We start from the raw sequence: 23,366 nt of genomic DNA on the forward strand, positions 1-23,366 counted from the left end.
GCAGACGCATCATCTGTACCGGCGGAGCCCTCCGTCACAGCTTGCGCTGGCGCTGGTCAGGCCGCCTTGTTGAGGATCGAGCCAATGACGCGACCGCCGACGCCACGCAAGTCGTCCACCGTGCTGGCGGCGGCCTGGGCGGTCGTCGCCCCCCATTGCACGATCACCAGCATGCCGCTGAGCAACGGCGCCGCCGCCAGCGCCGCTGGCCCATCTTCCAGCGACGGCAGGTCGATGATCACGACATCATGGCCGGCGACCGCCTCGTCGAGGCATTCGCCCATGGCGGCGGAGCCGAGCAGGGCGTCGAAGGTGGCGCCCGCGCTGGCTTCCGCCGGGAGCAGGGTGACGCCGCTGGCGGGCGCCGCCACCAGGCTGTCGCGTACATGGGCGCGCCCGAGCAGCACATGGGCGAGACCCTGGCCATTGTGGCGGAAGCCGGCGGCGCGGCTGAGGGCGGCGTGGCGGAAATCGGCGTCGATCAGCAGGATGCGATAGCCGGAGGCGGCCAAAAGGCAGGCGAGATTGCCGGCCACGGTGCTCTTGCCCTCCCCACGCCGGGCCGAGGTGACGCCAATGGTGCGCACGTCATTGTCACGTTCCAGCGTCGCCATCAGGGTCACTGCATTGGCCATGGATTGCTGAAAATCATCGGGGCGGATGAAGTTCCAGTTGCGAAACAGGGCGAGCCCCGAGGGGTAAAACCTGCGCCCCAGGCGCAACAGGAAGGAACGCAGCCGGACCCGCAGGCTGCCCCCGGCGAACCAGCCGCGTCGCAACGCCGGACGCCAGACCATGGGCAGCACGCCAAGGCAGGGCGTCTGCATGGCGGCGCGCGCGTCGCCCGGCGTGCGCAGGCTGCGATCGAGGTTCCAGTGCAGCACAGCGAGGCCGGTTCCCCCCAACAGGCCCAGCAAGGCGCCCAACGCCATCAGCAGTTTGGGTCGTGGCTGGCTTTTGCCAAGCGGCGGCGTGGCGGGGGCCAGAACCCGGGTGTCGATCAGCGGATTGGACTGGCGCTGCACCGCTTCGGCGTAGCCTTGCAGCGCCGATTCATAGATCTTGCGGTAGGACTGCGCCGTGGTCTCCAGCTCTTCAAGGGTGTTGCGGTCAAAGCGGACAGCGCCGTCAGGCGCAGCAGCTGCCTCGCCGTCCGCGCCCGCGACCGCCGCGTCACCGCCAGACGCTGCGGCAGCTGGCGACGGCGCGCGACGGTAGATGCGATAGTCGCGCCCGGCCTTGAACTCCTGCAGGGCAAGGGCCGCATCATTCATGTTCTGGCGCAATTGCGCCACCCGCCGCTCCAGCCACTCGGCGCCGATGCGCGCCGCGCCGGTACGCGCCTCCCGCGCGTCGGCCACATAGGCCTCGGCGACGCCCGTGGCGATGCGCGCGGCCAGCCGCGGCTCCGGAGCCGAAAAGCTGACGTCAATGACATAGGACGGGCCCTGGCGCCGGACATTGAGCCGGTTGACGAAGGTTTGCGCCGCGAGTTGCAAGGCGACATCCGCATCGCTGACGCCCTGGGCGGCTTTGGCGAACGGCGGCTCCTTCGTGAGATCCAGCTGACGGATGACCTGGGCGGCGATCCGCTCGGAGCGCATCACCGCCATCTGGCTCTCGACCTGGGCCGTTTCTACCGTCGCCGGATGCTCGCGCGCTTCTTCGCGGGACAATTGCACGGCCTTGGGGTCAATCACCAGCTGCGCCGTGGCCGTATAGGCCGTCGGCGTCAGCATCGCCCAGCCCAGGCCGCCCAGCAGTCCGACACAGGTCAACGCGGCGACAAACGGGCCATAGCGGCGCAGTAGCCGGCCAATGTCGGCAAAGCTGACGAAGGCGTCAGCCAAAGCCGACACATCTGGCCTGGGACCCATCGCGGGACGGGCCACCACCATGTCCCTGTTAAAATCCGATCCTGCCATAGGTGGCGTCCAGCTCGCGCGAGGCGGGCAGCGCATCCGTTGCGGCGCGGCGGCCCGGTTTCATGACGGCACGGCGCCGCGTTGAGTTATCCTAAGGTGAGCCCAACGCTGCCCAAATACGCTCAAAATGGGTAAGGCCTGCGCCTGTTGCGCCCATGCGCGTCCTTATGGGCGCTGCGCCCTGCTGGTTCGGCCGATGACGAGAGCGGCGCCGCCCGGCGACGTGGGGCTGGCGAATGTATAGCAACGTCTACGCTTGGCTGAGAGGCGCCGGAAAAACTGGTACATCAAGACTAATCCGAAGGGATGAGCCAGCTTGTCCATTTTGCAGCGATGACATCCCCGTCCTGACACCCAAGATGAGAGAACAGGCCCGCAGGTCCCTGAAATGACGCTTGGTAAGGCGCCGCGCCATTGCGACAGGGTCCACCACCATGCGCGCCCCACTGCATGCCAACCCTGGGGCAGTGCGCCTGTCCTGGCGCCCGCCACCGCTGCCGGATTGCGACCATGCCCATGCGACACCCTCCCTTCACTCTCGCACCGCCGCAGCCCGCAACCGCATGGCGCGTCGCGGCGCCCAACGACCGGCTTGGCGGACTGCAACCGGGCTGGCGCAGCGCCAGACAGGTGGATGTCGGGAGGGCGCCCGATGCAGTTTAGCCCGCGCGCCATGGTTCACCCCCGCCCGCCTGCCGCCGGCGATGGCGGCGATGGCCGGGTGACCATTGTCATCGACCCCAGGGCGCTGGTGCGCGAATGCCTGGTGCGCTCGATGAGCGGCGCCGATGCCGGCAGCGAATACGCCGCCTTCGCCAGCGTCGACGCGTGGCTCGCCCATGGCCAGCCGGAGGCCGTCAGCCTGGTGATCTATTGCTGCATGGCGTTGCAGCCTGAACCCGCCGCTCTACAGGTGGAGACCGTTTTCGCCGCCATGCAAGGTTTTGCGCCGCAGGCCGCCATCGTCGTGCTGGCCAATGGCGACGACGCCCAGCAGGCCACTGAAGTGATCCGGCTTGGCGCGCGTGGCTACCTGTCGCTGGATTCATCGCTGGACGTCACTATCCACGCGCTCAAGCTGATCCGCGCTGGCGGCGTCTATGTGCCAGCCAGCCTGCTCGGCCCCTCCCGCCAGCAAGCCGGCGAGGCCGCCCCCGACCCTGGCCTGTTGCGTCTGTTCTCACCGCGCGAACTGGAGGTGGCGCGCGCCCTGCGCAAGGGCCAGCCCAACAAGGTGATCGCCCTTGAGCTCGGCATGAGCGAGAGTACTGTCAAGGTTCACGTTCGCAATATTATAAAGAAGCTCAAGGTCAAGAATCGCACTGAGGTGGCTTTCCGCACGCAGGGCCTGTTCATGGACAATAGTTAGACTGTCGCCGCCCTGAACTGGCCATACCAGTTCGCGATACAACGCCGCGAGGCGCATCCCGCCAACGCCGATCACCTGGTCTTGCGGGGCGCGGATTGGCCGCCAGCACACGCTCCCATTTGACCCCGGATCGCCGCTGAAGGACGCTGCGGCGACGCATGACGCTGGATGCGATGATATCGCCGCATCTGCGCCCTGTGATGCACAGGCGCCGCACGGCGTCCGACCATCGTGCACGCAATCGAGAAAGGCTGGCTGCCGCGCCACGTATCCCGCTATGACACAATCGCGAAACGAACGCCCTGTGGCGACGGCGACCGTGGAGCACGGCCCGGTCAGCCGTTGGAATCTCCCAACCCGCTTGCCCGGATTTGCCGACAGCCTGCGCTGGCTTGTGCGCCCCGAACTGCGCTCCAGACTGCGCGCTGTGGCGCGCAGCGCGCTGGCGGCGGCAGTGCTGCTGCTACTGTGGCTGTCGCTGATCCCCGGCCAGATGCAACATCGCACCGCTTTGCCCAAGGATGTGGAGCATTTTTTAGCCTATTTTCTGACGGGCATCTGTGTCGCCTGCGCCTTCGCCAGCCGCCGGTCGCTGGCCGTTCTGACGGCGTTGCTGGTGCTGCTCGCCGCAGCCTTGGAGGTCGCCCAGACCGCCTCACCAGGCCGCACCGCCAATATTACGGATTTCATCGCCAGCGCAGCAGGGGCCGTCACTGGCGTCTGGCTGACATGGCTGGCGCTCGCGCTGATCAGGCGGATCGGCCCGGCGCATAAGGTGAACGACGCGCGATCAGAGAGCAAGGCGCGCTGACGCAGCGGCGGCATCGGGCCGGATCGTATGCATGCAGTCGGCTTGTTTTGAGGTTCGAAGGCGCGCGACGCAGCTATTCGGCGATGCGCATCTTATGGCGGTTATTGTGCGTCTGACGCGCGTCGCGCCCGCATGTCTGGCCAGGGCGCGCCAGGTCCTGCCGCGTCCGACGACGTGTCGCCGGAGCCTTATTCAGTGAACCACGCGGCGCACTGCCGGGCCTGTTTCGCGTCGGCGCCATGCCGCGGTTGTGGATGGCGCGCGTCCCGCACACCCCCCCACCTCCGGCGGCGCAACGCCGCCGGCATCCAGCTTCAGTCGCCTGGCCTCATGCAGGCGCGGGATCGTGCCGCCGCGCGCATCAGGAATGTGATCCAAGGCTCTGGGTGAGGAACGCGACTTCCGTACGGTTGCGCGCCTTGAGCTTCTTCATGATGGTGCGCACATGCACCTTCACCGTGCTTTCACACATGTTCAGCTCATAGGCGATCAGCTTGTTCGGCATACCCTTGCGGAGGGCGCGGGCAACGGCAAGCTGCTTCGGCGAAAACAGTCCGGCCAGTTCGGCTGATCCCGGGGCCTGGGGCGCCTGCTGTCGCGCCGCATGCGTCAGGCACGAAGCGGGGATGAAGGTGCCGCCGGCCCTGACAAGGTCGAACACACGCAGCGTCGCTTCGAACCCGAGGCTGGTCGGAATAAAGGCGTTAGCCCCAGCGTTCATCACCCGCTGGACAAAGTCCACGTCCTGCAGCTGCGACATCAGCGCCAGAGGCGAGTCGGGACAGATGGCGCGGATATCCAGGATGCGCTTTTCAATAGCGGCGAGCGCCTCCGGTGAACCGTCATCCTGCCACAGGATCACCAGCTCCGTGGTGGTGACCGCCGAGCTGGCGGCCCAATCGGCGACGGTATCGAAAGCCAGCAGGCTCTCCACGGGAGTGACGCCGGCAAGGGAGGACAGGACGCAGTCCCGGAAAAAACCCTTTGGCTCAATCACCACGGTGAAAACGCAATCCTCAGCCACCATTGCGTCAGGACTGTCCAGCGACGCAACCGCCGCATAGGGGGAGCGGCGCAGCGGGGCCTGTGTCCGCATTCCCTGGCGCGCCCGCACCATACCGCCAACATCCAGATTGGGCGCCCGTCCCAATCCCTGCATCACACCTGTCATTTCTGTCACGAACGCCTCCTGTGGCCGCAGGCCTTGCAGCGCTGCCGTATCATCAGCGGGATATTGCGCCGGTCCGCCCCTCCTGCGCCCTTTGAAGGGCCGCTGTGCGCGACGCCCTGCTGGCGTTCTGGCTTGACCGTCACGTCCCATCAGCCCCAGCCGCTTCCGTGCTGCTGGGGCCGGCTTCTGTCCGTTCCACACCCGGAAAGAACGTCACGCAACAACATTGGGCCAATCTGGAGACCGTTAGGATGGTCGCCGACCTTGTTGGTGCTGACGTTGCTGCAAACATAAGCCCGTCTCTCAGGAGAAGGAACGGGCGTTGACCAAAAAAGTTTCCGCGAAAACTCCAGCGTCGCCCGTGATAACTTGCAATGGCTACGCTGAAGATTAGAAATTACCTAAGAAAATTTGAAATATTCAAAGGGACTGTTTGCAAATGATGGGCCTTACGTCGCCGTTTATGCAAAGACGTTGAAATATTTCAGGCGAAAGCGCCTGACAAAGCAAATATTAACCATGCATCACGAATAGTTTATCGCTGGGGGGCCGCTTTTGGGGGGCGACGGGGCGCATGAATGCGGCGCTGATCAGCCTTCCGTCCAGGACATCTACTCCAATATGACGCCTGCCGCTTCCCCTCCGTCGGCTCGTTCGGCGTAGAAATTGCCGCAACGGAGCTGTTCACGTTTCCGTGAATACGGACACGTTCTAGCATAATCGCGAATGCATTTGCGTCCGTTGAAGCAGAATCTTCAAATATTCATGGGTTAACGGCCAAGCTAAACATTGCCGAACCGCATCATTGCGCACGAATTAAACAAAAGGGCGCATTATTGCCCATTGGACGCGCCGGCATCAGCCCTTGGCTTACCGAACTACACCCAACTCACCCGCAATCTACGTCCTTTGAGCGACCTGACCAAACGTCCCGCCGCGTCATGATGGCGTCGGCGCGCCACACAGCCGGCGCCAGCGGCGCCTGCAGCGGCGCGTTACGGAACACGGATCTCATGACAGAGGCGCAGATGACCCGCGGAGCCCGGCCGGCTTCCTTCGCCAACGCCGCCATGCGCAGCATGTTGTGGCTGATGGGCCAGAGCGCCGCCTCGCGCATCGTGCAGGCGATGTCGCAGATCGCGCTTGCGTGGCTGCTGGCCCCGGAGGCCTTTGGCCAGATCAGTATTGCGCTGACGGTCGTCAATATTGTCAGCGCCGCGCTGCAACCTGGCCTCGACGACGTCATCCTGCGCCGGGGTCCGTCGATGCGGCTGTGGTTTCCCTCGGCCTTCTGGCTGGCCATGTCCGCCGCCCTGGCGACCATGGCGTTGCTGACGCTGGGCGCGCCGCTGGTGGCCTTTATATATGGTCAGCCGGCGCTGACGCCGCTGATCATTATCCTCGCCGCCAGCCTGCCATTCCGGGCGCTGGCGCTCGCCCCCACCGCCATCGTGCGCAATCGCCTCGATTTTCGCGCCATCGGCCTGATCAGCCTCGCGGAGCTGACGCTGACCAGCGCGGGCTCGGTGGCGCTGGCGGCGCTGGGCTTTGGCGCGCTCAGCTTCGTGCTGCCGGTTCCTTTCGCCGTCGCCATCGCCGCCTGGCTGATGTGGCGCGCCGCCGATGCGCCGCATATTCCGTTGCGGACCCGCCGGCGCTGGGCCCCGCTGCTGCCTGGCGCCAGCGCGGTGATGGCGTCGCGGCTGCTCAACAATCTCGTCGGCCATGGCGATTATCTGGTGATGGGGCTTGTCGCCAGCGAAACCCGGCTGGGGCTGTATTTCTTCGCCTACCGTATCGCGGGCCAGCCCATGCGCCTCTTGGCCAGCAGCGTCGCCAATGTGCTGTTTCCCACCCTGGTGCAATTCGCCAATGACCCCGCGCGGCAGCGGGAAGCCGTCATCCAGGCGTCGCGGGTGCTGGCCATTGTGGTGATGCCGGTGTGCATGCTGCAGGCGGCGCTGGCCGAACCGTTTCTGGCGGCGATGTTCCAGCAGCGCTGGCTTGACGCTGCCCCTTATCTGCAATTGCTCAGCCTGGCGCTGGCGTTTGACGCGGTGTCATGGACCGTGAGCGTGCTGCTCCCGGCCCGCGGTCAGTTCAACACCGCGCTTTATTATAGTGGCGCCACCACCGCCCTGTATTTCCTGTTCATCACGCTCGGGGCGCTGCTCGACGCCGATTTCGGCGTCGCCGCCGGGCTCGCCGCCTTCAACGTCATCGTGCAGCCGCTGTTCTGTTACGCCGTGCTGCGCAGGGCCGGGCCGATCGCCATTTCCCGCGTCGCCGGCATCTATCTGGCGCCCGTGCTGCTGTCCGCAGCCGCCAGCTTCGCCGCCGCCTGGCTGGTGCGCGACGCCATGCCCCCGCTGGCGCAACTGGTCGTCGCGCCGCTCATCGCTTTGCCCGCCTATGCCATGGCCATCTTCTGGCTGGCGCCGGAGCCCTGCCGCTACATCCTTGAGCGGGTCAGGACGCTGCGGCGGGCCTGAACCCTTCAGTCCCGCAGCCCCTCCCTCGCCCTCGCCCGCGCCGGCAATTGCCGCCCGCACGCCATCCCGGCATAATCGCCACGACCAGCGCGGGAGCCGAGATGTCATGAGCCCTTGGGATGGCGTTCTGGCTGCGCGCCGCGACGTCGATGTCTGGCTGTTCACGTTGGACAGCCCGCCTGACGTCGTCGCCCAGCTGGCGCAGACGCTGGACGCCGAAGAGCAGGCGCGGGCGGCGCGGTTTCATTTTCCGCGTGACCGCCGCCGCCATGTGGTCGCCCACGCGGTGATGCGCCAGGTGCTTGGCGTCGCGCTTGGTCGAGCGGCGGCGGATGTGCGTTTCGTCAGTAATGCATGGGGCAAGCCCCACCTCGCCGACGCGGCCGCGCCGCATTTCAATCTCAGCCACACCGCCGAACTTGGCGCGCTGGCCGTGGCATGGGCGGGACCGGTCGGCGTCGACATCGAGGCGGTGCGCGCCATTGAGCCGGACGTGGCGCGCCAGCATTTCTCCGTCGCCGAACAGGCCGAGCTGGCGCAACTCGCCGGCGATGCCTGGACCGCTGGTTTCTACCGTTGCTGGACGCGCAAGGAGGCGGTGATCAAGGCGCTCGGGCTTGGCCTCGCACAGCCGCTCGACAGTTTCGACGTCACCCTTTCGCCCGAGGCGCCCGCGCGGCTGCTGCGGTTGCAAGGCCAGCCTGACGCCCCGGCCCGCTGGCGGCTACAGCATATGGATCCGGCGCCGCATATCTGCGGCGCTGTCGCCACGCCATGGGCGCCTGCCGCCATCCATATCCGGCGCTGGTCGCCGCCAACCGCTGGCGCGACGCCGGCGTAGGACGCCTCAGGCAAAATCGGTAGCCCTCCCCTGAATGACGGCCTGTGCCAGCGCGCCGCTTCCGCGTCCTATGACGCCGGGCGCCATCCTGCGCCCGCCAGCTATGGGAGGCGGCGTTGTTGAGTGGAGCGCCACGCCGGCGGACGGCGACTGACGGCTCGGACATGGTGTCGGACATGGTGGGCGTGGCGAACGCGCCCGGCCTGGCGCGCTGCGCCATGCACAGCTGGCGCGCAATGCGTGGCGCGCCGGTCGCGCGCCAGGATCCGGGCACAGCCCGCGCCTGCCTGCTGCGGCGCGCCATCAGCTGGGTGTTTGCGGTCAGCGCGCTGGCGACGCTCGCTGTCGCCCAAGGCGCGGCAGCCAGCAGCGATGGGTCGACGGCGTCTGCCGCCGCAACGACGGCGACCACCCCCAGAACAGCTGAGGCTAGCCGCATCGCCTGGGGGGTCAATGGCCATCCGCTGGTGTCCTATCCTGGCGTCACCATGGAAGAGCAGGCGGCGCTGCTCAGCGAACTCGGCGCCACATCCTACCGCGTCGATGTCAGCAGCCTTGACCAGCTTGAGCGGCTGGGCGCCCTGCGCGACGTGCTCGCGCAACGCAAGATCACTGTCCTGCCGGTGCTGCTGCCGCCGGTCGACCTCAAGAGCCTGGAAGAAGCAGAGCTGCGCCAGAAGGCGCGCGCCTTCGCCGAAACCGTGGTGAAGCGCTTCCCTGACATTCCCGTCTGGGAGCTGGGCAATGAGCTGGACAATTTCGCCATTATCCAGCCCTGCGAGATGAAGGATGACGGCACGCAATATCCCTGCGAATGGGGGCCTGCGGGCGGCGTCGGCCCGCTCGATTATTATGGTCCGCGTTACCGCAAGGTCGCGGCGGTGCTTGGCGGGCTGTCCGAGGGGGTGGCCGCGGTCAATCCAAATGCCCGGCGGGCGCTGGGCACCGCGGGCTGGGGGCGCACCGGCATCTTCAGCCGGCTGGCCAATGATGGCGTCGCCTGGGATATCAGCGTCTGGCACTGGTATGGCGAGGATCCCGAATGGGCGTTCAAGATCCTCGCCGCGTTCGACAAGCCGATCTGGGTGACCGAGTTCAATCACCCCTATGGCAGCCAGCGCGACGGCGAAGAGGGCCAGGCCAAAGGGCTTTCGGCGATGATGGCGCAATTGCAGGGGCTGGCCGACCGCTATCGCGTCGAAGCCGCCCATGTCTATGAGCTGATGGACGAGAGCTATTGGGCCCCCAATTACGAGGCCTATATGGGCCTGGTCAATCTGGACAAGACTGACAACGGCGGCTGGCGCGTGGGCAAGCGCAAACCGGCCTTCGCCGCGTTTAAGGCTGCGAGCAGCCCTCATGTGGCGACGCCTCCGCAAGGTAGCGCGCAGTAACCGCAAAGCACCTATCTGGCGACAGGCCTCGCGTGATGGCGCGTCGCTCCGGCGGCGACCCGCGACGGCGCATGACCCGCTGTCAGCCACACAAGCCATCACCCTGCCGGGGCGCTTGCAGCCTGGCAGGCGGTAAATCGCCCCATCAGGCGCCCGTGGGAGGTAATTTTGACCACCAACCCCGGCGTCGCTGGCGCCAAAAGGTATTAGCATGGCGCCCTCATACCCGACCCGCCTACCCCTTCTAATATCTTGGAGCGCATCGCTATCGGCCGCACCTGTTTGAGCAACAGGAGCAAGGGGCTATTGACCGTGTCGAATGATCCAGCAGCCGCGCGCGGCGTTACGACAAGTTATGCCGCCACGTCCCGGGCCGCCGCTGGTCGGCCGGCGCTGGGCGGCGGGGCCAAGCGCGCCCTGGACCTCACGGTCGCCATAATGGCGCTGGCGCTGCTGGCGCCGCTCATCCTGATCATCGCCGCCGCCATCGCCCTGACCATGGGGCGGCCCGTGCTATTCATCCAGCGCCGGGTCGGCCACGGCGGCGCGCCGTTCCGCTGCCTCAAGTTTCGCACCATGGCGCGGGACGCCGACCGCCTGCTGCAAGACCATCTGCTCGAAGACCCGGAGGCGGCGAAGGAATGGCGCGAGACCCGCAAGCTGCAACGCGACCCACGCGTCACGCCCCTCGGCCGCGCCCTGCGCGTCACGAGCATGGATGAGCTGCCGCAATTGCTGAATGTGGTGGCGGGCGACATGAGCTGCGTCGGACCGCGCCCGGTGGTGCCAGAAGAGCTGACCCTTTATGGCCGCGACATCGATTCCTACCTCGCCGCCCGGCCAGGCATGACCGGCCCCTGGCAGGTCAGCGGCCGCAACGCCCTGTGCTACGCCGATCGCGTGGCGCTCGACGTGGCCTATGTGCAGAACTGGTCGCTGTGGCGCGACGTCACCATTCTCGCGCGCACCGTGCCAGCCGTCGCCCGCTCCAGCCAGACGTCCTGAGCGAGGCCGTAACCGGGGAACGCCCATGGCCAGGTCGCGAAAGGCCAACACCGCCCGAAGGGCGCCGGTTAACAGCGCGGCTCAGCGGCGCCTGCGGCGCGCCAGCGCCGCGTTAACCCACGCTCCCGCCACATATCCGATCTGCAGCGCCATCCAGCTGGCGAGACCGACGCCCGACGCATATGTCGCGCCGCCCCCGGCGCTGGCCAGGGCGGCCACCACCGCCAGCAGCACGCTGCCCGCCAGCGCCGCGCCAAATTTGTATCGCAGCGCCAGCGCCGCCCCGATCAGCACGCCGAGCGCAATCCAGATGCCCGCCATGGGCGCCCCCTACCCCGGTTCCTTGTGGAGGTGTCATGCTGGTGTGTAGCACATGACGCCTTCCGTGGTGGGCCTCATCGTCGCGCTCATTGTCGCGCTGACGTCTCGCCTGCTCGGCTCGGCGACGCTGATCGGCCTGCCCGCCGCGCTGGCGTTTGGCGCCACAGCCTTCGCCACGATACCGGCGCTTGGCGGCGCCTCGCCGCAAATCTACACCCTGTTCGCGCTGGCCCTGCTCATGTCGCCCTTTGTCCAGCGCCACGGCGTCGCCATGCTGGCGCACGGGGCGGCGCGCCAGCCCATGACCCTGGCGCTGCTGGCGCTGATCGTCCACGCGGCGGCCAGCGCCTGGTTGATGCCCCGACTATTCGCGGGCCGAACCAGCGTATTTGTGGTCGACCGCGCCAATGGCGGCGTGGTTGAGGCGCTGCTGGCCCCAGGCTCCGGCAATATCTCGCAGACGGCCTATTTCATCGTCGGCGCGCTGGCCTGCATCTGGCTGATGGCCGCCGCCAGGGATGAGGCGCAGCTGCGCCTGCTCGGGCGCGGTTTTCTGCTATGGGCGCTGCTCAATACCGGCCTGGGGGCTTTTGATCTCCTGGCGCGCAGCGCCGGCGCAGGCGACGTGCTCGAGGTCATCCGCACCGCCACTTACGCCATGCTCACCGATACCGAACACGCGGGCTTTTTCAGGATCGCTGGCGGTCAGTCGGAGGCCTCGGCCTTTGGCGCGGCGATTTTCGCCGTCACCGTCTATTGCATGACATTCGCCAGGGTCACCGGCGACCGCCGCATGGGAGCGCTTGGCCTTACGGCCCTCGCCCTCACCCTGCTGTCGACCAGCTCCACAGCCTACGCCTGCCTTGCGCTTTACGCCGCCGCGCTGGCCGGCATGGCGCTGGTCAATCTGCTGCGCGGGCGGGTGCACAAGGCGGATTTTTCGCTTCTGTATATGGCGCTCGCCGGGGTGGCGGTGGGCGCCATACTCTATCTGGGCAACCCCACGCTGTTCGACCCGGCGCTGAAACTGCTGGATGAGGTGGTGTTCAACAAGGCCAGCTCCGCCTCGGCGGCGGAGCGCGGCTACTGGAACGCCCGCAGCCTCGAAACCTTTTTCGAAACCGCCTGGCTTGGCGTCGGCATGGGGAGCTCACGCGCTTCCAATTGGGCGATCGCCGTGCTGAGCCAGACGGGCGCAATCGGCGCCGCCCTGCAATTGCTGCTTGTCGTGGTGCTGCTGCGGCCGCTGCCGGCGACCGCCGCGCCCAGCCAGCCCATCCTTGCCCTGCATGAATCTGCGCGGGCGGCGGGCCTCGCCAGCATCGCCGCCGCCACCATCTCCGGCGCCAGCGCTGACCCTGGCATGCTGCTGTTTATCTGCGTGGCGACCACACTGGCCTGCCGCAGGGTCGCGTTGGAGGGCGGCGCCCATTCCGTCCTTGCGCCGCCAGGCGCTCAGCAATCTGACCCATCGGGCGCCCCATGGCCTGCCATAGGGGCCGCTCAGAAACTCATCTGAACCGAGACGATTGGCCCCTGTACGGTGGTGTTGAAGCTGAAACCGGACTGCTCGAACTTCACCTGTTCGGCGCGATAGCCGACGCTGGCCGACAGCCAGTTGTTGAACTGGTAGCCGACGCCGGCCATCACGTCCCACATATAGTCGGAGCCGCCGGCGCCAGCCAGGGCCCAGCCGCTGACGAACCAGTTGTCATTGAGAAACACCCGGGCGCGGATGCCGGCCACGGCGTCGACCCAGCTTTTGCGGGTATCGCCCTCGCGATTGCCAAAATCGACCGTGTAGGCGGAGATCAGCGTCTTGATCGACCACAGGCGCGCGCCAGCGACCAGATCGACGCTGGAGCGTCCATCCTGATAGACCGCGTAACCGGCGAGCGGCGTCCACTGCCACAGGCCGACGCCGACATTCAGCCGCGCCCCGCCGAGCCTGTTGAACGCCATCTTGTCGGTGATACGCAGATAGATCAGATCGGATGACAGCGAATAGCGGCCATAACGCGCCTCCACCACGCCCATGGCGGCGAAATTCATGGTGTCGACGACGCGGGAAAAATCATAGTCGAGGTGGGCCAGCGTGCGGTCGCGGCGACCGACGTCGCCGCTGAAGCCCGCAGCCCAAGTATAAGGGGTGATGGCGAAGCTCAGCGCCGGGCCTTGCGCCACGACAGGCGCCGGCGGGGCCGTGCGCGCAGGCAGATCAGCGGCCAGCGTTGCGGTTGAGGCGACGGCGCCCAGCGCCATTCCAACACAGATCTGCTTCAACATCACACAACTCCACCAAATCCCAGCCCGCGCAGTGTAAGCAGGCCGGCGCACGCCCGCATCGCCGCAACTACGGTTATGGTTTAGCTTTTTCCCGTGTGTTTCCGCAATGTCACGCCACGCGCCGAACGAGCGCTTTCCGATCAGACGGAATCGTTTGATCGACGAGAATTCGCTCCCTGCATGGACATATGGGCATGCTCCGATCCGGCGTGATCGGAGCGTGCTATGACGCATCCGGCGATGCCGCACACGCAAGCAGGCAGGCAGGCAGGCAGGCAAGCCGATTGCACGACCCAGGGCCGGGCGACGTGCCCTGGCCTGCAGCTCAGCCGGCGTTGTGCGGCCGGAACAGCCGGCCACGCTCCACCACCAGCACGATCACCAGCGTGATCAGGCCGCAGATAGCGAAGCCGGCGGTCATGGGCACGGTGGTGCCATTAAACTGCTGGCCGATGGCGAGGCCGATCAGCGCCCCGCCCACTGTCATCACGAAGCCCTGCACGGACGAGGCGGTGCCAGCGATATGGCCGAGCGGCTGCATCGACATCGCGCCGAAATTGCCGCTCATCATGCCGAAGCAGAACATCACCGCCGCCTGCAGCACGAAGAACACCGGCAAGGTCTCGATGCCCGCCGCCGCCACCAGATAATGGGCGATGGCGAAGATGATGTAGCCAAGCAGCGCCGTATGCGACAGCAGCCGCATGCCATAGCGCTCCACCAGTCTGGCGTTGAGCAGCGAGGCCACCGCCATGAACGCCGCCGTCGCCGCAAACACCGTGGTGAACAGGTGCTCCGCGTGGAACACGTCGGCGAAGATCTGCTGGGTCGAGTTGATGTAGCCGAACAGCGCGCCCATCGCCATGGTGTTGGCCAGCGTATAGCCAGCCGCCTCGCGCGAGGCGAAGCACTGGCGCACCGCCGCCAACACCGCGCGCGGCTCGATTGGCCGCCGGTCTTCGGGGTGCAGGGTCTCAGGCAGACGCAGGAACATCCACGCCAGCACCACCGCGCCAAACAGCGACAGCACGAGGAACACCCAGTGCCAGGGCGCCACCCACATGATGGCCTGGCCAACGGACGGGGCGAGGATCGGGATCAGCATGAAGATGATCATCGCCATCGACATCACCCGCGCCATCTGGCGGCCCGAGTAACAGTCGCGGACGATCGAGACGGCGAGGACGCGCGTCGCCGCGGCCCCGACGCCCTGCAACACCCGCGCTGCGATCATGGTGTCGAAGGAATTGGCGAAGGCGGAGATCACTCCGCAGGCCATATACATGGCGAGCCCAAAGATCAGCACCGGCCGGCGGCCAAAGCGATCCGCCAGCGGGCCGTAGAACAATTGGGCCCCGCCGAAGCCGAGCAGATAAGCGGTGATGATCCACTGGCGCTGGTTGTCGGTGGCGAGGCCGAGATCGTGACCGATCTCGCCCAGCGCCGGCAACATGGAATCAATGGCCAGCGCATTCGTCGCCATCAGGGCGGCGATGAACACGACAAATTCGCGATAACTCATCCGGCCCGGCGGGCGGGCTTGCTGGCTGACGTCGTTCATGGCCTGACCATTCGTGCGCATTCTGACCAGCGGCAGAGACCTGAAGGGCGAGAAGGCGCTCACTGTTACACCTGGCGGCGGCATGCTGCGGTTGGGTGACGGAGCATGCGCCAGACGCGTGAGCGATCGTCAAAATCACCGCCGCGCCAGCATTCCCCCGACCGGACGGGCATGGCGGCGCAAAGACGCTGTCCGTGAGGCAGGGGCGCGTCTCATCCCGCGATTGGGCGGTAATAGCAAGCGTAAGCAGGCCGGAGCATTATAGCCATGCAAGCGTCGCATGGCTATTGGTCAGATCGACTCAGTCCGCCGCGCCCATTGCAAGCCGCCTGAGCCGCCGTTCGCGCCAGCGGCTGATCAGCATGGCGAGCATGAACATCAGCGCCAGGCACAGCACGATGGTCGGCGCCGGGGCGCTGTCGAGCCGGTAGCTGGCGTAAACGCCGGTGAAGGCGGCGACCATGTTGACCAGCGCGGCGATCACCAGCATGCGCGACAGCTGGCGGGTCATGAGGAAGGCGATGGCGCCGGGGGCGATCAACAGGGCGATGGCCAGCACGAGGCCCGAGGTCTTCAGGGCGCCGACGATGGCCAGCGAGATCAGGGCGAGCAGGCCATAGTGCAACAGCCGTACCGGCAGGCCGACCACCCGCGCCTGCACCGGATCGAAGGCGTGCAGGGCGAAATCGCGCCAGCGCAGGGCCATGACGCCAATCACGATGACGGCGATCACCCCGGCCAGCGCCAGATCATCCCGCCCGGCGCCGAGCAGGTCGCCGAACAGGATGTGGTCGAGGTGGACGTCGGATTCCACCGCGCGATACAGCACGAGGCCGAGGCCGAACATGCCGGCGTAGACCACGCCGAGCACGGTGTCCGGGCGGATACGGCTGTTCGATTGCAGATAGCCGGCCGCGACCGCGCAGCCCATGCCGGCGGCGAAGGCGCCGACCCCGAACGGCAGGCCAATGATGTTAGCGATGACCACGCCGGGGAACACCGCATGGGAGATGGCGTCGCCCAGCAAGGCCCAGCCGCGCAGCACCATCAGACACGACAGCAGCGCCGTGGGGATCGCCACCAGCTGGGCGATGAGGAAGGCGTCGCGCATGAATGGCAGGGCCAGCGGCTGCCCGAGCCATTGCAGGCTGGCGTTGAGGCCGTCCACCAGGCCGCTCATGGCCCCAGCTCCCGCAGCGGTCGCGCCTCGGCGCCGCCCCCGGCGCGCTGCAGCCGCCGGGCGGCGAGCAGGCCGTGCCTCGGGGCGAAGATGAACGCGGCCATGAACACCAGGGTCTGCAGCACCACGATGACGCCGCCGGTGGCGCCGTTCAGGTAGAAACTGATCCATGCGCCGAGGAAGCTGGTGATGGCGCCGATGGCGACGCTGAGGCAAAGCACACGGCCGAAACGGTCGCTGAGCAGATAAGCGGTGGCGCCTGGCGTCACCACGAGGCAGATGACGAGGAAAGCGCCAACGGTCTGCATCGCCGCCACGGTGCAGGCGGCGAGCACGGTGAAAAACATCAGCCGCAGCAGCCGCACGCGGATACCGACGGCGCGGGCGTGCACCTCATCGAAAAACATGGCGGCGAGATCGCGCCAGGTGGCCAGCAGCAGCGCCAGCGACACGCCGGCGATGATCACCAGCTGCAGCGTGTCTTCCGGCGTGATGGCCAGAATATTGCCCATGATGATGGTCTGCAGGTCAAACGGCGTCGGCGACACCGAGGCCATGAACAGGCCGAGCGCGAAGAAGCTGGAGAAGATCAGCCCGATGATCACATCCTCTTTCAGCCGCGTGCGCTGGTTGAGGAACATGATGGCGGCGGCGGCGAGGCCGCCGGAGAAGAAGGCGCCGATGGAAAACGGCAGCCCCAGGATCCACGCGCCGGCCACCCCTGGCACGATGGCGTGCGACAGCGCGTCGCCGATTAGCGACCAGCCCTTGAGCATCAAAAAGGCGGCGAGAAAGGCGCAGACGCCGCCGACCAGCGCCGACACCCACATGGCGTTGACCATGTATTGATAGCCGAACGGCTCCAGCAGCGCCGTCATGAGCGCCCCGCCTGGTCCCCGGCTGCGGCGGCGTCGCCCGCCAGCCGCGCCGGCAGCACCAGCGCCCGCTCATCATCGGAGACCACATTGACGCCGGCGCCATCGGCCCCTGGCAGATCAATGCGCCGCAGGCGGCCGCCGAAGGCCCGGCTGAGATTGTCTTCGGTGAACACCTCGCCAATCGGCCCGCTGGCCAACACGGTGCGGTTGAGCAGCACCGCCCGGTCGCAGAAGGTCGGGGCGCCGCCAAGATCGTGGGTCGAGACCAGCATTGAGCGGCCCTCCGCGCGCAGATCGCGCAACAGGGCGATGATCGCCTCCTCGGCCCCGACATCGACGCCGGTGAATGGTTCGTCGAGCAGGATCAGCCTGGCGTCCTGGGCGAGCGCCCGGGCGAGGAACACCCGCTTGCGCTGGCCGCCTGACAGTTCGCCGATCTGGCGGCGGCGGAAATCCAGCATGCCGACCCGGGCCAGCGCCTGCTGCGCCGCCTCACGATCGGCGGCGCTGGGGCGCCGCAGAAAACCCATATGGCCGTAGCGTCCCATCAGCACTACATCGTCGACCAGCACCGGAAAATTCCAGTCCACGTCTTCGCTCTGCGGCACATAAGCGATGGCCTGGCGCTTGAGGGATTCCGCCACCGGGGCGCCGAAGATGCGGATGCTCCCCGCGCCGAGCGGCACAATGCCCATGATCGCCTTGAACAGGGTGGATTTGCCGCTGCCATTGACGCCGACGAGGGCGGTGATCGAGCCAGATGGCGCGATGAAGCTGGCGTTATCGAGGGCCTTGTGGCCGTTGCGATAGATGACGCTGGCATGGTCTGCGACGATGGCGTCGCCGGCCGTGGGCAGTGGAGACGCCTTCGCCCCTGTCATGGATGTCACCCAACGCCCCTTTGCTGGCCCCTGCCCTGCACATCGCGTCGCGGGCCCGAACCGGCGACAGGTCGCGACGGCACAGGCTCGCTGCAGATGCGAACGATTTGCAGATAGTGCCGATGCCTCTGGCCGTCAAGGGGGATTTCGCCTGAGCCTCGCCCGTGATGCCGCAATCCTGCACCATTTTGCGGCGGCGGCGGAACGGCTGGCGCTGCGCGGCCAGGGGACGGATCAAATGGGGCGCGCAGGCCCGACTGGCGCAGATGACAAGCCAGGGCGCATAGACCAGCCTGAATGGCCCGGCTTTCACCAGGTGACGCCAGGATGTGAAGTTTCTGACGCCTCCGCATCCTGGAATGCTCAGTGGCCGCATGGGATTGACCAGACCCCGATGGGTCATGCTGATCGGGGTCTGGTATGAATGTTCAGGTGACCGGCAAGGAGCGCGCGGCGACGCCGCGCGCGCCGGTCCGCCGCGCTACGGTCGCGAACGCTTTGACAGAAGCCCCGCTCAGACGTGGCTCGCCCGGGTATGGGTGGCGCAGGCGAGGGCGCGGCGGTCGACCACCGTCACCATGCCATAGCCCAGCCGCACCACATTGCGCGCCTGCCAGTCACGCAACTGGCGGTTGACCGTCTGGCGCGAGGCCCCGACGATGCTGGCCAGCGCCTCCTGGGTGACGCGCGGCGCCCGGGGCGTGGCGCGCGCCGCGTCCGCGTCCGCGTCGGGCGCCATATCCAGCAGCACGGCGGCCAGCCGGCTGCTGAATGAGGTGGTGCGATAGTCCACCAGCATGCCCAGCGTCGTGCGCACCGAGCGACACAGCAGCAAGGCGAAGTGCTGGAACAGCGCAGGATTGGCGCTGATGATCCGCCGGAACGCCGCCATGCTGAGGTAAAGCGCCTCGGTCTCGCCCACCGCCACCGCGTCCTGGAAACGCGGCTGGCCATCGAGCACCGACAGATAGCCAAACCAGCTGCCAGCCCGGAGCAGGCCATGGGCCATCTGCTTGCCGGCCGGGGAGTAATTCACCAGATTGACCTGGCCCCCAAGCAGGCAGAACAGGCCGTTCGGCTCATCCCCCGCCGCAAACACCAGCGCATTGTTGCGAAACCGGCGCACCACGCCAAGTTCGAGCACCTGCCGTTTGAGCGCCTCTGGCAGGCCCGAGAACCACTCGTCCTGCTCAAGGATGTCACGCATCGGATTGTCCGTCTGGCGCGTCGCCATGGCCTGTCCTCCGGGCTTGTGCCAAATGAAACTTGTGCCGAGTGAAAGCTGTCGGGGCGCGTCAGTCGCGCCCGCCGCCGGCGGTGGTGACCGCGCCCATCGACGCCGAAGCGACGTTGCGGGCGTATTTGGCGTAGACGCTGGTGGAATGGACCGGCTCTATGGGCCGCCACGCCGCCCGCCGCCGCGCCATCTCCTCAGCGCTGACATCGATATTGATGGTGCGGGCGTCGAGGTCGATGGTGATGCGATCACCCTCCTCAATCAGCGCGATCGGCCCGCCCAGCGCCGCCTCGGGGCTGACATGGCCGATGGCGAGGCCGTGGGAGATGCCCGAAAAGCGGCCGTCGGTGATCAGCGCCACGCTGTCCTTGAACCCCTGGCCGACCAGCGCGGCGGTGACGCGCGCCGTCTCACGCATGCCCGGGCCGCCCGCCGGCCCTTCATTGCGGATGACGATGGTGTCGCCGGGCACAATCTGCCGGTCGAGCAGTGCGGCGTAAGCGGACGGCTCATCGCCAAACACCCGGGCGCGCCCCTCATGGCGGCGCAATTCGGTGCCGGTGGCTTTGAGCACCGCCCCTTCCGGGGCGAGATCACCGCGCAGGATCACCCAGCCGCCGGTGGCATGGATCGGCGCATCGACCGACGTCACCACGTCCTGCCCCTGAGGCACGACGACGTCGCGCAGGCGCTGGCTGATGGTCGCGCCGTCGACGGTCATGGCGTCGCCATGCAGCAGGCCAGCGTCGTGCAGCGCCCGCATCACCACCGGCACGCCGCCGATCTGGTGCAGATCCTGCATGTTGTATTTGCCTGAAGGCGTGAAATTGCCGAGGTGCGGCGTGCGATCGCTGACCAGCTGGAACTCCTCCAGCTCCAGCTTGACCCCCGCCTCATGGGCGATGGCCAATAGGTGCAGCACGGCGTTGGTCGAGCCGCCCATGGCCGCAACCACCGCCATGGCGTTGTGCAGCGCCTCGCGGGTGATCAGATCGCGCGGCCGCACGTCGCGCGCCAGCACGTCGAGCACCAGCTGGCCGGTCTCATAGGCGATGTCGCGCCGCTGGCCGCTCACCGCCGGGGCGCTGGCGCCATTGGCCACGGTAAGCCCCATCACCTCAATGGCCGAACTCATGGTGTTGGCGGTGAACATGCCGCCGCAGGCGCCAGGTCCCGGGCAGACATTGTCGACCAGCTCGGCCATGTCCTCCTGGGTGGCCGTGCCCGCCGCCACCGAGCCAGCCATCTCGGCCAGGGTCTGGATGGTGACGTCCTGGCCACGGAAACGGCCGGCGGCGATCGAGCCGCCGAACAGATACACCGATGGAATGTTCAGCCGCGCCATGGCCATGACGCAGCCCGGATTGGTCTTGTCGCAGGCGCCAATGGCCACCATGGCGTCGAAGGCATAAGCGGTGGCGGTCAGCTCGATGCTGTCGGCGATGACCTCTCGGCTGATCAGCGAGGCGCCGCCAACCGCCAGCACGCCGTCGCTCACCGCCACGGTGTTGATCTCCAGCGGCACGCCGCCAGCGTCGCGGATGCCGTCGGCAACCCGCTTGGCCAGTTCGCGCAGGTGGATGTTGCAGGGCATGGCCCCGCTCCAGGTATTGGCGATGCCGATCACTGGCTTGCCGAAATCCTCCGCCGTCAGCCCGGCGGCGCGCAGCATGGCGCGCGGGCCCCAGGCGGATGGCGCGGTCAGCGCCATGCTGCGTGGCTTCGGGAAAGCGGGCTTGTCGCTGGCGGTCATGGTGGGCTCCCGGAAAATGGGCTGGCGCAAGGGGCTAAGGCGTGTCGCTCCTCGCAGGGAGAAGCGAACCGTGCTCAGAACGGCGTGGCGACGCCAATCGAGCGGGCGCAATCCTGGATCTGCGACCAGGTGGTGGGATCGATCGGGATGCCGTCGCGGCTGCGGGCGGCGCGGGAGAGCGCCTCGGCGTCGCCGGGGGTCTGCACCGGCTGGGCCGGGTCGGCGGCGGGCGAGGCCTTGACGTAGTCGACGAGGCGCGCGACGCCATCGTCGAGCCAGTTGAGATCAACCATGCGCGCCGGGTCGATGACGATGGACATGATGCCGTTGATCAGGCCGCGCTCGCCGGCATGGCCATCGCCAGAGCGCGGGCCGCCGGTCATCACGCCGCCAAGGGTCTCGGCCATGAAGGCCAGCGCCCAGCCCTTGTGCAGGCCAAACGCCGTCTGCGCCCCGCGCGGGTCCTCGAACATCACCGACGGGCTGGTGGTCGGCTGGCCGCGGTGGTCGATCAGGCTGCCCTCGGGGGCCGGAACACCCTTGTTATAGGCGACGCGCACCTTGCCCAGGGCGATGGTCGAGGTGGCGAAATCCATCAACAGCGGTCGCGCGCCGGGCAGGCCGATGCACACCGGGTTGGTCATCAGCCTGGCGTCGCTGCCAAGGAACGGCGCGACCGTGGGCGTGTGATACACTGCATTGACGAAGTGCAGCGACATCAGCCCCTGGGCCATCAGCTTCTCGGCATAGGCGCCGACGCGGCCAATGTGCTGGGCGTTGCGCAAGGTGACGATGGCGACGCCATGCTCGGCGACGATCTCCGCCGCCGCCTCCATCACCCGGTTAACCGCCGGCTGGCCATAGCCCATGCCGCCGTCGAAGCTGGCGAAGCACCCCATGCCGCCAATGCGGGTCGGCGTCTGGTTCGGCTTCACATGGCCGCCGGCCAGATGCAGGAAATAGGCCGGGATCATGCCGACGCCATGGCTGTCATGGCCGGCGAGATTGGCGGCGACCAGGTGCTCGGCGAGCTCTGTCGCCTCCTGCTCACTGGAGCCGGCGCCGCGAAACAGGTCGGCGACGAAGAGGCGAAGCTGGTCCGGATTGGCCAGTACGGTCATGGGGTCTCTCCCAGGGCGATGAACGGGCGGGCGCGGATTAGCGCCGACGCAACCGCTGGATGGGTGTCAGTGGGCGCGCGCCGGCGTCTGGCGGGCCCGGATCAGATGGCGTCAGGCAGGCGCCGGACGGGCGGCGTCGAGCGCCGCGCACAGGCGGAAGCAGGTGTCGATGGCCGGAACCGCGACGCCGAGGCGGGCGCCGAGCCGGGCGGCGTGGCCCAAGAGGTCGTCGACCTCAAGCCGCCCGCCGCGCTGCAAATCCTGCAGGGCGGAGACGCGATGCGCCGGCGCCTGGGCGAGCATCATCGCGCCGAAATCCTGGATCAGCTTCACCGCCTCATTCTTGGGCGCGGTGGCGATGCGGCCGACTGGCAGCGCGCCGCCATCGGCCAGCGCCACGCCGCTGGCCCGCGCCAGCGCCCCGGCTTCGGCGATAATGTCGGCGGCAACCGCCGCCGCATGCGGATCAGACAGCGCCTGGCCGGTCGGCAGGCGGGTCAACAGCGACACGCCCATCAGCGGCAGGAACGAGGCATATTTGGTCCATTCGACGCTGCGGATATCCGCCACCGCCTCGGCGGCGAGGCCCGCCCGCTTCAGCACCTGCGCCGCCAGCCGGGCCCGCGCCGAGACGCCGCCGTCCAGCTCGCCCAGCGGCAGCGCGGCGTTCATGGTGTAGCGGGCGCGGCCATCGGCCAGCACCTCGCCGGCGACGCTGGCGGCGGCGCCCAGAACGTTGCTCTTGCCGAATACACCGGCCAGCAGCTGGTTCTTGCGCACGCCGTTCTGCAGCGACAGGGCGACCGGGCTGGTATTGAAGCGCAGCCCTTCCAGCGCCGGCAGGGTGTCGAAAGTCTTGACGCAGACGATCACCAGATCGGCGTCGAGCGCCGGCCCATGTGGCCGGGCGATCCCAACCGGCTGGGTGAATTCTTCAAGGCCGATGACGCTGACGCCGTCGCGCTCCAGCGCATCCGCCCGGGCGCCGCGCGCCACCAGGGTGACGTCGTCGCCAGCCCTGGCGATCAGCCCGGCGATGATGGTTCCCAGCGCTCCGGCGCCGACAATCACAGTCTTCACAGCAGCGTCCCTTTATGTGACCGGCGCTCATAAGGCGCGGCGTGGCGGCATGGTCCGGCG

19 protein-coding genes are annotated in these 23,366 nt (G+C 67.4%); 7 read left to right on the forward strand and 12 right to left on the reverse strand.

Going from position 1 to position 23,366, the window contains the following annotated elements:
- Positions 1 to 56: 56 nt before the first annotated feature.
- A complete protein-coding gene (locus AC6A67_RS08970) occupies positions 57 to 1,892 on the reverse strand; it encodes a polysaccharide biosynthesis tyrosine autokinase (RefSeq protein WP_498036211.1) in 1,836 nt (611 codons plus the stop codon).
- Positions 1,893 to 2,577: 685 nt separating this feature from the next.
- On the opposite strand from AC6A67_RS08970, the gene AC6A67_RS08975 reads away from it, so the two are divergent.
- The gene (locus tag AC6A67_RS08975; RefSeq protein ID WP_498036212.1) at positions 2,578 to 3,294 is read left to right on the forward strand and encodes a LuxR C-terminal-related transcriptional regulator; all 717 of its coding nucleotides are present in this window, start codon (positions 2,578 to 2,580) and stop codon (positions 3,292 to 3,294) included.
- Between the two features lie 361 nt (positions 3,295 to 3,655).
- On the forward strand, positions 3,656 to 4,105 hold the full coding sequence (locus AC6A67_RS08980; RefSeq protein WP_498036213.1) for a VanZ family protein: 450 nt from the start codon (positions 3,656 to 3,658) through the stop codon (positions 4,103 to 4,105).
- 361 nt (positions 4,106 to 4,466) lie between these two features.
- Here the strand turns inward: AC6A67_RS08980 and AC6A67_RS08985 are convergent, their stop codons facing one another.
- Entirely contained in the window at positions 4,467 to 5,276 is an 810-nt protein-coding gene (locus tag AC6A67_RS08985; RefSeq protein WP_498036278.1) for a helix-turn-helix transcriptional regulator, read from the reverse strand.
- 1,028 nt (positions 5,277 to 6,304) lie between these two features.
- Here AC6A67_RS08985 and AC6A67_RS08990 point away from each other — a divergent pair.
- From AC6A67_RS08990 to AC6A67_RS09005, 4 genes are all read left to right on the forward strand, one after another.
- Entirely contained in the window at positions 6,305 to 7,768 is a 1,464-nt protein-coding gene (locus tag AC6A67_RS08990; RefSeq protein ID WP_498036214.1) for an oligosaccharide flippase family protein, read from the forward strand.
- Between the two features lie 106 nt (positions 7,769 to 7,874).
- A complete protein-coding gene (locus AC6A67_RS08995; RefSeq protein WP_498036215.1) occupies positions 7,875 to 8,609 on the forward strand; it encodes a 4'-phosphopantetheinyl transferase family protein in 735 nt (244 codons plus the stop codon).
- Positions 8,610 to 8,728: 119 nt separating this feature from the next.
- Positions 8,729 to 10,003 carry a hypothetical protein gene (locus AC6A67_RS09000; protein WP_498036216.1) on the forward strand — a complete coding sequence of 425 codons (1,275 nt, stop codon included), beginning with the start codon at positions 8,729 to 8,731 and terminating at the stop codon, positions 10,001 to 10,003.
- Positions 10,004 to 10,315: 312 nt separating this feature from the next.
- Positions 10,316 to 11,008, forward strand: a complete 693-nt coding sequence (locus tag AC6A67_RS09005; protein ID WP_498036217.1) for a sugar transferase — start codon at positions 10,316 to 10,318, stop codon at positions 11,006 to 11,008.
- A gap of 81 nt (positions 11,009 to 11,089) precedes the next feature.
- On the opposite strand, the gene AC6A67_RS09010 is transcribed toward AC6A67_RS09005, so the two are convergent.
- The gene (locus AC6A67_RS09010) at positions 11,090 to 11,329 is read right to left on the reverse strand and encodes a hypothetical protein (RefSeq protein WP_498036218.1); all 240 of its coding nucleotides are present in this window, start codon (positions 11,327 to 11,329) and stop codon (positions 11,090 to 11,092) included.
- A 52-nt stretch (positions 11,330 to 11,381) separates the two neighbouring features.
- Between AC6A67_RS09010 and AC6A67_RS09015 the strand changes: the two genes are divergently transcribed.
- Complete coding sequence (locus AC6A67_RS09015) at positions 11,382 to 12,848, forward strand: hypothetical protein (protein ID WP_498036219.1); 1,467 nt, start codon at positions 11,382 to 11,384, stop codon at positions 12,846 to 12,848.
- On the opposite strand, the gene AC6A67_RS09020 is transcribed toward AC6A67_RS09015, so the two are convergent.
- The 9 genes from AC6A67_RS09020 to AC6A67_RS09060 all read right to left on the reverse strand — a co-directional run bounded on the left by AC6A67_RS09020 (position 12,833) and on the right by AC6A67_RS09060 (position 23,306).
- Positions 12,833 to 13,615 (reverse strand): hypothetical protein, encoded by a 783-nt coding sequence (locus AC6A67_RS09020; protein ID WP_498036220.1) that lies wholly within the window; start codon positions 13,613 to 13,615, stop codon positions 12,833 to 12,835. The genes AC6A67_RS09015 and AC6A67_RS09020 overlap by 16 nt on opposite strands.
- 325 nt (positions 13,616 to 13,940) lie before the next feature.
- Positions 13,941 to 15,176: a multidrug effflux MFS transporter gene (locus AC6A67_RS09025; RefSeq protein WP_498036221.1), complete on the reverse strand. Its 1,236-nt coding sequence runs from the start codon at positions 15,174 to 15,176 to the stop codon at positions 13,941 to 13,943.
- Positions 15,177 to 15,477: 301 nt separating this feature from the next.
- On the reverse strand, positions 15,478 to 16,356 hold the full coding sequence (locus tag AC6A67_RS09030; protein ID WP_498036222.1) for a metal ABC transporter permease: 879 nt from the start codon (positions 16,354 to 16,356) through the stop codon (positions 15,478 to 15,480).
- Positions 16,353 to 17,234: a metal ABC transporter permease gene (locus AC6A67_RS09035; RefSeq protein WP_498036223.1), complete on the reverse strand. Its 882-nt coding sequence runs from the start codon at positions 17,232 to 17,234 to the stop codon at positions 16,353 to 16,355. The genes AC6A67_RS09030 and AC6A67_RS09035 overlap by 4 nt, the downstream gene beginning before the upstream one ends.
- Entirely contained in the window at positions 17,231 to 18,115 is an 885-nt protein-coding gene (locus tag AC6A67_RS09040; RefSeq protein WP_498036224.1) for an ATP-binding cassette domain-containing protein, read from the reverse strand. Before AC6A67_RS09040 ends, AC6A67_RS09035 begins: the two co-directional genes overlap by 4 nt.
- Positions 18,116 to 18,629: 514 nt before the next feature.
- A complete protein-coding gene (locus tag AC6A67_RS09045) occupies positions 18,630 to 19,349 on the reverse strand; it encodes a Crp/Fnr family transcriptional regulator (RefSeq protein ID WP_498036225.1) in 720 nt (239 codons plus the stop codon).
- A 61-nt stretch (positions 19,350 to 19,410) separates the two neighbouring features.
- Positions 19,411 to 21,105: a dihydroxy-acid dehydratase gene (gene ilvD / locus AC6A67_RS09050; protein ID WP_498036226.1), complete on the reverse strand. Its 1,695-nt coding sequence runs from the start codon at positions 21,103 to 21,105 to the stop codon at positions 19,411 to 19,413.
- Positions 21,106 to 21,179: 74 nt separating this feature from the next.
- Positions 21,180 to 22,226, reverse strand: a complete 1,047-nt coding sequence (locus tag AC6A67_RS09055) for a malate/lactate/ureidoglycolate dehydrogenase (protein ID WP_498036227.1) — start codon at positions 22,224 to 22,226, stop codon at positions 21,180 to 21,182.
- 111 nt (positions 22,227 to 22,337) lie between these two features.
- Positions 22,338 to 23,306 (reverse strand): ketopantoate reductase family protein, encoded by a 969-nt coding sequence (locus AC6A67_RS09060; RefSeq protein ID WP_498036228.1) that lies wholly within the window; start codon positions 23,304 to 23,306, stop codon positions 22,338 to 22,340.
- Positions 23,307 to 23,366: the final 60 nt, after the last annotated feature.

This window comes from Camelimonas sp. FR25 (genome assembly GCF_059740505.1).